At 68.3% G+C, this 9,167-nt stretch carries 6 protein-coding genes and 1 pseudogene; 2 read left to right on the top strand and 5 right to left on the bottom strand.

Features of this window, described 5'->3' with window-relative positions; translation table 11 throughout:
- A partial coding sequence (locus WAL33_RS10415; protein ID WP_422181087.1) for an MFS transporter occupies window positions 1-817 on the bottom strand: 817 nt, incomplete at its 3' end.
- 63 nt (window positions 818-880) lie between these two features.
- Entirely contained in the window at window positions 881-1,696 is an 816-nt protein-coding gene (locus WAL33_RS10410) for a 2-keto-4-pentenoate hydratase (RefSeq protein ID WP_422181085.1), read from the bottom strand.
- A 145-nt stretch (window positions 1,697-1,841) separates the two neighbouring features.
- Between WAL33_RS10410 and WAL33_RS10405 the strand changes: the two genes are divergently transcribed.
- Together WAL33_RS10405 and ligD are read left to right on the top strand one after the other, a co-directional pair.
- Window positions 1,842-2,216, top strand: a complete 375-nt coding sequence (locus WAL33_RS10405) for an MmcQ/YjbR family DNA-binding protein (RefSeq protein WP_422181083.1) — start codon at window positions 1,842-1,844, stop codon at window positions 2,214-2,216.
- Between the two features lie 56 nt (window positions 2,217-2,272).
- The gene (gene ligD / locus WAL33_RS10400; RefSeq protein WP_422181081.1) at window positions 2,273-4,954 is read left to right on the top strand and encodes a DNA ligase D; all 2,682 of its coding nucleotides are present in this window, start codon (window positions 2,273-2,275) and stop codon (window positions 4,952-4,954) included.
- Between the two features lie 140 nt (window positions 4,955-5,094).
- On the opposite strand, the gene WAL33_RS10395 is transcribed toward ligD, so the two are convergent.
- From WAL33_RS10395 to WAL33_RS10385, 3 genes and pseudogenes are all read right to left on the bottom strand, one after another.
- Window positions 5,095-6,336: a PepSY-associated TM helix domain-containing protein gene (locus WAL33_RS10395; protein ID WP_422181079.1), complete on the bottom strand. Its 1,242-nt coding sequence runs from the start codon at window positions 6,334-6,336 to the stop codon at window positions 5,095-5,097.
- On the bottom strand, window positions 6,330-8,450 hold the full coding sequence (locus tag WAL33_RS10390) for a TonB-dependent siderophore receptor (RefSeq protein ID WP_422181077.1): 2,121 nt from the start codon (window positions 8,448-8,450) through the stop codon (window positions 6,330-6,332). Before WAL33_RS10390 ends, WAL33_RS10395 begins: the two co-directional genes overlap by 7 nt.
- Window positions 8,451-8,715: 265 nt before the next feature.
- A pseudogene (locus WAL33_RS10385) lies at window positions 8,716-9,167 on the bottom strand (peptidase M56); the annotation flags it as partial.

The following is a 9,167-nucleotide window of genomic DNA, read 5'->3' as shown; positions in this document are numbered from 1 at the left end:
GCGGCGGGCCGAACGACTTCAGGTCCAGGCCGTAACGCTTGCCCAGGAAGTCGGGCAGCCAGAACAGGAACATCCACCAGATCGGGTCGATCAGGAACTTGCCCAGGGCGAAGGCCCAGGTTTCCTTCTTGGTCAGCAGCTTGGCCCAGCCGATCTTCTCGACGGGGTCGGCCGGGTCCTGCTCGATGTGGGCCAGTTCGGCGGCCGACAGGCGCTTCTGCTCGCGCGGGCGGCGATAGACGATCAGCCACAGCGGCAGCCAGACCAGGCCGGCGACGCCCGTGACGATGAAGGCCATCTGCCAGCCGAACGCCAGGACGATGCCCGGCACGACCAGCGGGGTGACGATGGCGCCGATATTGGTGCCGGCGTTGAAGATGCCGGTGGCCAGGGCCCGCTCGTTCTTGGGGAACCACTCGGCCACGGCCTTGATGCCGCCGGGGAAGCCGCCGGCTTCACCGATGCCCAGGCCCATGCGGGCGAAGGCGAAGCCGCTGAAGCCGCGCGCCAGGGCGTGGGCGATGTGAGCGCCTTGCCAGATCAGGAACGCGATGCCGAAGCCCCAGCGGGCCCCGATCTTGTCCATGATCTTGCCCCAGGCCAGGTACGCCACGGCGTAGGCCAGCTGGAAGTAGAACACCAGATCGGCGTAATGGGTCTCGTCCCAGCCGAATTCCTTCGACAGGTCGGCCTTCAGCAGGCCGATCGTCTGACGGTCGACATAGTTGATCACCATGGCCAGGAACAGCAGGCCGACAATCACCCACCTGTACCGCCCGATCTTCGCAGACGGAGCCGGCATCGTTGGAGCGTCCATGGACGTCACATCCTCACCCTTTAGGCTTGTAGTTGTTCCGACGCCCCCGCCGGTTTTCGATCGTTAGGCTGGAACAGCGACGCAGGCGACGCTTCCGAACGGGCCGAAGTCTACGCGGGACGTGTCCCCGGCCGCAATGTCATGGATTCCGGTGCTGGCGCCGGTGGTGACCAGCATGCCCTTCTTCAGAGGCCGGCCGCGCGAGGCGACATGGCCCAGCAGGAAGGCCAGGGCCGCCAGGGGCGATCCGGGGATCGAGAACGCTCCGCCCTTGCCCACCGACACGCCGTTGATGAAGGTTTCGGCCGGCATGTCTTCCCAGGCGATGTCGCGCCAGTTCTCGATCACCCGGCCCAGGATCTGGCCGTCGTTGTTGCCGAAGTCCGAGGCGACGATGGGCGGGCCCAGCTGGTTGATGGTGGCCAGCGGGCTGCCGGCGATCTCGACGCCGACGATCAGCTCGCCCACGTATTCGGCGGCTTCCTCGGCGGTCCAGTCGGTCTTGTCGGCCGGAGCGTCCTTGCCCAGGCGGATGATGAACTCGGCCTCGACGGCGGTGAAGCCGCCGGCGATGGCGCGGAACGGCGTAGGCTCGGCGCCCGCGTTCCAGACCTTGGACTTGAAGATGCAGCCGGCCAGGCGCTCGGCGCCCAGGCGCTCGCGGTGCTGCGGGGGCACCAGGCCCACCTTCCAGCCCACGAGTTCGTCGGGCCACATGTCGATGGCCAGGTCCTGGACCGCATAGCCCTGGGCCATGGATTGGGGGAGGACGCCGCCCGGATAGCCGGGAACCGACACGCCCTTGAGACGCGCTTCGACGAATTGTGGGGCGATGGACGCCGGTGCGAACACCTCGCTCTCGGCCTCGGAAACGGTCACGCCGCGAATCCTCCCTCGCGCTACTACAGTCCCGTTCGACGGGCTTTGGTCGTGCATAATGGAAACCGGTGTCATTGACAATCGGCCAGCGACACCGGTGGCAATGGATTGTCATGCCCCCGTCATCGGGATTTCATCCGGTCCCATGATCGATCCTGCCAAGATCCGCTGCGCGATGATGGCCTTGCCCGAGGTCGAGGCGGGCGAATGCGGGGAGTCGCTGACCTTCTCGGTGCGCGGCAAGGGTCTGTCCTGGCCGTACCTGGCGCGAGCCACGCCCAAGGGGCGGCGAGAGGCCGCGCCCGGCGTCCTGGCCGTGCGCTGCCGGCCGGAGAAGAAGGCCCTGCTGCTGGAGGCCGCGCCCGAGGTCTTCTTCGAGGACGACCACTATCGCGGCTATCCGGCGGTGCTGGTGCGACTGGACGCGGTGGGCGAGGACGAACTGACGGCGCTGTTGACGGACGCCTGGCGGCTGCAGGCGCCCAAGCCGCTGGTCAGGCGGTTCGAGGCCGGGACTTGAGCGGGAACCGCCCGCCGTCCAAGCGCCTTCCTCCCAGTCAGGAAGGGAGCCTCGTCATGGCCCAGGGACAGCTCGCCGAATACCGTCGCAAGCGCGATTTCCAGAAGACCGCCGAGCCCAGCGGCGATACGGCCGTCGCCTCGGCCCCGCACGCCCGGTTCGTGATCCAGAAGCACGACGCCACGCGGCTGCACTACGATTTCCGGCTGGAGGTCGACGGGGTGCTGAAGTCGTGGGCGGTGACCAAGGGGCCGTCGCTGGACCCGGCCGACAAGCGGCTGTCGGTCGAGGTCGAGGACCACCCGCTCGACTATGGCGACTTCGAGGGCACCATCCCCAAGGGCCAGTACGGCGGCGGCACGGTGCAGCTGTGGGACCGCGGCTACTGGTCGCCGGAGCCGGGCTTCGAGGACGTGGCCAAGGCGCTGAAGAGGGGCGAGCTGAAGTTCGTGCTGGAGGGCGAGCGCCTGCACGGCTCGTGGGTGCTGGTGCGGATGAACTGGGACCGCAACGCAAAAGACGGCCCCAAGCGACAAGAAGGGGGCAAGCGCTCCAACTGGCTTCTGATCAAGCACAAGGACGACGCCGCGCGGCCGGGCGAGGGGGCCTTGGTTCTGGAGGAGGACGCCTCGATCGCCTCGGGCCGGACCATGGCCGACATCGCCGCCGGCAAGGGCAAGGCGCCCAAACCGTTCATCCTGAAGGCCAAGGGCGAGAAGGACGCGGTGTGGACCTCGCGGACCAAGGCCGAGCGGGAGGCGTTGCAGAAGGAAGCGGAGGAGACGCGGACCTTCGCTGAGCCCAAGGCCGTGCCGAAGAACAAGGCCAAGCCCGCCGCGCTGCCCGAGTTCATCGAGCCCCAACTCTGCAAGTCCGTCGACCGTCCTCCGGTCGGCCCCGGTTGGGCGCATGAGATCAAGTTCGACGGCTATCGCGTCCAACTGCGCGTCGAGGACGGCCGCGCCACCCTGCGCACCCGCAAGGGCCTGGACTGGACCGAGAAGTTCGGCGCGATCGCCGACGTCGCCGCCGACCTGCCCGACAGCATCGTGGACGGCGAGGTGGTGGCCCTGGACGCGGCCGGCCAACCCGATTTCGCCGCCCTGCAGGCGGCGCTGTCGGACGGCGACAGCGGCGACCTGATCTTCTTCGCCTTCGACCTGCTGGCGGAAAACGGCGAGGACCTGCGCGACCTGCCGCTGCGCGAGCGCAAGGCGCGGCTTAAGGCGATGATGGGGCCGGACGAGCCGCGCCTGCGGTTCGTCGACCACTTCGAGACGGCCGGCGACGCGGTGCTGCTGTCGGCCTGCAAGCTGGAGCTGGAGGGCATCATCTCCAAGCGGCTGGACGCCCCCTATCGCTCGGGCCGCAGCGAGACCTGGACCAAGGCCAAGTGCCGGGCCGGCCACGAGGTGGTGATCGGCGCCTACACCACGACGGGCAGCGCCTTCCGCTCGTTGATCGCCGGTGTCTATCGCGACGGCAAGCTGGCCCACGTCGGCCGGATCGGCACGGGCTTCGGCCGCGACAAGGTCGCCAAGCTGCTGCCCCGTCTGAAGGCGCTGGAGACCAAGACCTCGCCGTTCGAAGGCAAGAACGCGCCGCGCGGCGCCGAGAATATCCACTGGGTGAAGCCGGAACTGGTGGCCGAGATCGAATATGCCGGCTTCACCGGCGACGGCGCGATCCGCCAGGCGGCGTTCAAGGGTCTGCGCGAGGACAAGCCCGCCGCCGAGGTCGAGGCCGAGGTCCCCGCGTCGGCCGAAAGCGCCGAACTGGCCGAGCCGACGCCCAAGGCGGCGAAAGGACCGGCCAAGACCGCGCCGAAGTCCCAGACGCTCGTCACCGCCAAGGAAGACAGCATCGTGCTGGGCGTGACGATCTCCAAGCCCGACAAGCCGCTGTGGCCCGATGTCGACGGCGCGCCGGGGACCAAGATCGACCTGGCCCGCTACATGGAAGCGGTCGGCCCGTGGATGCTGCCCCATGTGAAGGGCCGCCCGGCCTCGATCATCCGGGTTCCGGACGGCATCGGCGGCGAGACCTTCTTCCAGCGTCACGCCATGCGCGGGATGTCGTCGCTGATCGAACTCACCACCGTGAAGGGCGACAAACAGCCCTACATCCAGTTCGACCGGGTCGAGGCCCTGATCGCCGCCGCCCAGATCGCCGCCGTCGAAATCCACCCCTGGAACTGCCAGCCCGGCGATCCGGAGGTGGCCGGCCGGCTGGTTTTCGACCTGGACCCCGCGCCCGGCGTCACCTTCGAGGACGTGATCTCCGGCGCCCGAGAAATCCGCGACCGGTTGGAGGAGCTGGGTCTGGTCAGCTTCTGCAAGACCACCGGCGGCAAGGGCCTGCATGTGGTGACGCCGCTCTCCGACAAGGTCCCGTGGGACCAGGCCAAGGCCTTCGCCCGCGAGGTCTGCGCCCGCATGGCCGCCGATGCGCCGGACAAGTACCTGATCACCATGAGCAAGAAGGCGCGCGAAGGCCGCATCTTCCTGGACTACCTGCGCAACGACCGCACCTCGACCGCCGTCGCGCCGCTCTCGGCCCGGGCCAGGCCCGGCGGGACGGTGTCGATGCCGCTGAACTGGACCCAGGTGAAGGCCGGGCTGGACCCGACGAAATACACGATCCGCACCGCCCCCGACCTGATCGCCAGGAGCACGGCCTGGGAGGACTACTTCGACGCCGCCAAGCCCCTGAAGGCGGCGATCAAGCGGCTGGGCTGAGAAAGGGCGTGCGGCAGTCTCATCAGGCGCTGTCCCCAATTCCTCCGTCGTTCCCGCTACAAGGGCGGCCCCCCTGCCTGTCGCAAGGGCGGGGGTGTGGCGCGCCAACCCGCCTTTGCCGATGCGGTAGGCCTCAGCGCCTAGTCGCCGCCTGCGGCGGCGAACAACGCCGGCAGTAGGGCCAGAGCGACGCCGATCCCGGCCAGGGCGGGCCAGCGCCAGGCGCCCATGCCGCGCCACGCCGTCGTGCAAACGGCAGACGCCCGCTTTTCGCGCGACAGTCGCAAGGCGTAGATCGCCACACCCGACACCGCCAGCGCGGTCAGGAACAAACCGAGGGCGAACCAGATCAGCTTGGTCCATACCCCGCCGAAGGTGCCGAAATGTAGGGGATCGGCCATTTCCGAGATGCGCTGGTGGGCGTTCAGATCGCGCCCGTCGGTCAGCAGCACGACGGCGCCGGTGGCCGGGTTGGTCCAGGCCACATTGGCCCGCTCACGCACCAGAATGGCCTTGTATTGGCCCGCGAACTGGAAGGCGCCGACCTTGCCGGTCGGAAAGGCGATGCGCTGGATGCGCAGCCCGGGATAGGCGGTCTGGGCCGCGTCGAGATTGGTCTCCAGCCGATCGGCCAGCTTCCGGGTGTCCAGCTTGACGGCGGCGACCTTGGCGCGCGGCGAGGGCGGGGCCTTGGCCACGGTGCTCTCGGCCAGATACCAAAGGCCCGTCGCGCCGATCAGGGCCACGAACCACAGGCTCCACAAGCCCGCCAAGCGGTGCAGGTCGCCCATGGCCGTGCGGGCGTCGCGCCAGCGGACCGGCTTGAAGAAGCCCCGCCACCACTTCTTGTAGACTACGAAGGACGTGCCGACGCTGATCAGCAACAGGATCGACAGGGCCGAGACGATCGGCACGCCGATCGGGGTGGGCAGGTTCAGGTGGCGGTGCATGTTGCGCAGGATGCGCTGGGCGCCGACCCACGGCCCCTCGCCCTGCACCGCTCCGGTCGAGGGGTGCAGATAGACAAAGGCGCGCACGCCGTCCGGCTTCTGAATTGTCGCGGTCAGGGCAAAGCCCCGGTCGATCGGCGCATCCAGCAGCAATATCTTGGCCTTGGGGTGCAGAGCCGCGACATTGCGAGCCGCCGCCGACCAGGCCAGGGGACCGTGGACCGTCGCCGGATCGACCCGCATGGCCGGCCGCAGCGCCCAGTCGATCTCGTGACTGAACACCGCGATCGTCCCCGTCAAAAAGACGAAACCCAGCAGGATCGACAGCTTCAGCCCCACCCACTGGTGGACGCTCCACCACAGGCGCGAGGCCTTGGGCTTGGCGGCGCGCCGAGGCGCCGCCGCCGTCTGGCCGCGCTCGACGCTTACCATTCCCGCGATACTTCCAGGAACACCGACCGCGGCTCGCCGGGGAAGTGGCCGGTGCGGTCGATGAAGCCGGAGGCGGCGTAGGTTTCATCCAGCAGGTTGTCGACGCGCAGCAGGGTCGACCAGGGTCCGAGCTTGTAGATCACCGAGGCGTCGAACACCGTATAGGGGCGCACCTTCTGGCCGCTGATCGAGGTGCGGACATCGACATAGTCGCCGCCCAGAGCCAGGGCCAGGCCAAGCTTGGGGAACTGGTAGCGGGTCCAGAAACCGGCCTTGTGCTTGGGCGCGTTGGCGAAGCGGTCGCCGACGCTGTTGGTGATCACCGTCGCGCCGTTGGTCTTGGTGATGCGAGTGTCGTTATAGGCGTAGGAGCCGGTCAGCACCCAGTTGTTGGTCAGGTCGGCGGCCAGGTCGACCTCGGCCCCCTTGCTGGTCACCTCGCCGAACGCGACCAGGTCATCGACACCATCCCCATCGACGTCGCCGCGCGGATCGTTCTGCAGCATGTTGCTGCGGACGATCCGGTAGATGGCCATGGTGGACTGCAGGCGGCCGCCCAGCAGCTCGGTCTTGACGCCGCCTTCCAGGATCTCGCCCTCGGTTGGCGCGAACGGCCCGCCCGCCAGCGGGTCCTGGCTGGACACGCTCTGCGGCTCGTAGCTCTGGGCCCACTGGCCGTAGACCGAAACGTCGGGACGGGCGCGCCAGACCAGGCCCGCGCGCCAGGTCGCCTTCTCATCCTCGAAGGTGCTGGCGTCGGACTGGTCCTCATAGCGGTCAAAACGCACGCCGGCGGTGGCGATGAACGGCCCGATCGTCGCCTCTTCCAGCAGATAGGCGCCCGACCGCTCCTGGATGGCCGAGGTGCGCACGCGGGGCTTGAGGTTGTAGGTCTTGGGATCGGTGACGCCATAGACCGGATGGGTCAGGCTCAGCGGGGCGGGCAGGCCCGCCACGGCGGTGAAACCACCCAGCAGCGAGGGGCGATTGTTGTTGATCAGCTCGCTGCGATAGGCGTCGACGCCGACCAGAACGCGGTTGCGCACCGTGCCCAAGTCGCGCGACCAGACGGCGTTGGCGCCGAAGCTCAGCTGATCCAGGTCGCGCTCCTGGTCGCGGAACTCGCGGCGTGACAAATCCAGCACGCCGTCACGGTTGCTGTCGGTCAGCCCGCGGGGCTCGTGATATTGCTGGCGCTCCAGGCTTTCCGAATAGCGCAGCCCCGCATCGACGGTCAGGTCCTCGCTGACCGGCCATTCCACCCGCGCCTGCAGCACATTGGCGGTCAGGTCGAGGAAGTCGCTCTTTTCGTTGTGGTTCCAGCGGCGGTCGGCGAGGAAGTGGCCCAGATTGTCGGTGGGCACGCCACGCAGGCGATTGCCCTGCAGGTTCTGCTCATAGCGGGTGGCCTGCAGCGTCAGGGCGGCCGGGCCGAGATCGGTCTTGATCCCGCCGTCGAGGATCAGCACCTCGCTGCCGGAATTGCGGCGCGGGGTGTTGCGGTCCTCGTAAAACACGCCAACGCGCGTCGCCGGAGCCTTGTCGCCCGGCAGGAAGCCTTCAAGCTCGACCGACCCACCCTTGCGCGCCTCGGTCCCGACCACCGCCGTGGCCCGCGCCGAGAACGCGTCCTTGGGCGTCTTGGTGATGTAGTTGAACAGGCCGCCCGGCGCGCCGGGGCCATACAGCATGCCAGCCGGTCCTTTGAGGAACTCCAGTCGCTCGACATTGAACAGCTGCGGCACCGAAAAGGCGACATAGGGGTCGCCGCGCAGGCCATCGAAGAAGATCTCCTCCTGACGGAAGCCCCGCGCGGTGACGCCGGCATAGGAGAACAGGCTGACGCCGGCGATGTTGCGATAGAGGTCCTGGGCGTCGCGCGCGCCCTGGTCGCGGATCAGCTCGGCGTTCAGAACCTGGATGTTGAGGCTGGAGTCCAGCGGCGCGGTCGCCAGCTTGCCGCTGGTGGTTTCATTGGTCCGATAGAGTTGACGGGCGCGGGCCGTGACGATGACCAGGAACGGATCGTCCGCTTCGGCCACCGCCGTCGGCGCCTCGTTCGCCCAGGCACAACTAAACCCGCCAAGGCCCGCGACGCTGATCAGCGTCGCCATGGAAACCGCCGACACGCTGCCCATACCCACAACCCGACTCCGTAGTGACCAACCTAGATGGTCGCCCTACAGCGAATGAGAATGAATCTCAATTCGAAATGAGAATGATTCTCGAGTCGATGGTCGCGACAGTTCCTCGGACATGCGGTCACCTTGCGCCTCTTAGCGCCGAGCGGGGGACACTGTCTGCAATGGTCTATCCCCGCCATTTCAGGGCGGGAATGACGGCTGAAAAGGGATGGTGTGCGGCCTGTAAGCCGCCCGCCTAGCTCGATTTCCGAGCCTGCTCCGCCAGCCGGTCGGCCTGGCGATCCAGGTCGTCGGCCTGGGACGGCAGGCGCTGGGACAGCGCGCGCAGTTCCGCGTCGGTGACGGTAGCGCCGCGAGCGCGGTTGTCCTCGATCTGCTTGGCGCGATAGGCGGGGTCGCGCAGGCGGACGGCTTCCTCGCGCATCTGTTGGGCGCCCTTGCGCATCTGCACGGCGCCCTGCGCCATCTGGGCGCGGGCCTTGACCATCTGGCGCGCCGCTTCCTCGCGGGCCTTCTCGCCGATTTGCCGGGCCCGTTCGCCCTCGACCCTGGCGCGCTCGGCCTCGACCCTGACCCTTTCGCCTTCGAGCCTGGCGCGTTCGGCCTCCACCCGGGCGCCTTCGGCGGCGTGGCGGGCGATGTGGGCTTGCGCCCGGCTCTCGGCGGCTTGGCGGCGGGCTTCGGCGG

Origin of the sequence: Caulobacter sp. (assembly GCF_049283275.1) — a bacterium.
Lineage (GTDB): Bacteria > Pseudomonadota > Alphaproteobacteria > Caulobacterales > Caulobacteraceae > Caulobacter.
This window is presented reverse-complemented; position numbering and strand designations above follow the sequence as displayed.

Bases quoted from the DNA above. Each gene is read 5' to 3' on its own strand.
- WAL33_RS10390 (WP_422181077.1), bottom strand. From the start codon at position 8,450: ATGGCGACGCTGATCAGCGTCGCGGGCCTTGGCGGGTTTAGTTGTGCC.
- ligD (WP_422181081.1), top strand. From the start codon at position 2,273: ATGGCCCAGGGACAGCTCGCCGAATACCGTCGCAAGCGCGATTTCCAG.
- WAL33_RS10395 (WP_422181079.1), bottom strand. From the start codon at position 6,336: ATGGTAAGCGTCGAGCGCGGCCAGACGGCGGCGGCGCCTCGGCGCGCC.
- WAL33_RS10405 (WP_422181083.1), top strand. From the start codon at position 1,842: ATGATCGATCCTGCCAAGATCCGCTGCGCGATGATGGCCTTGCCCGAG.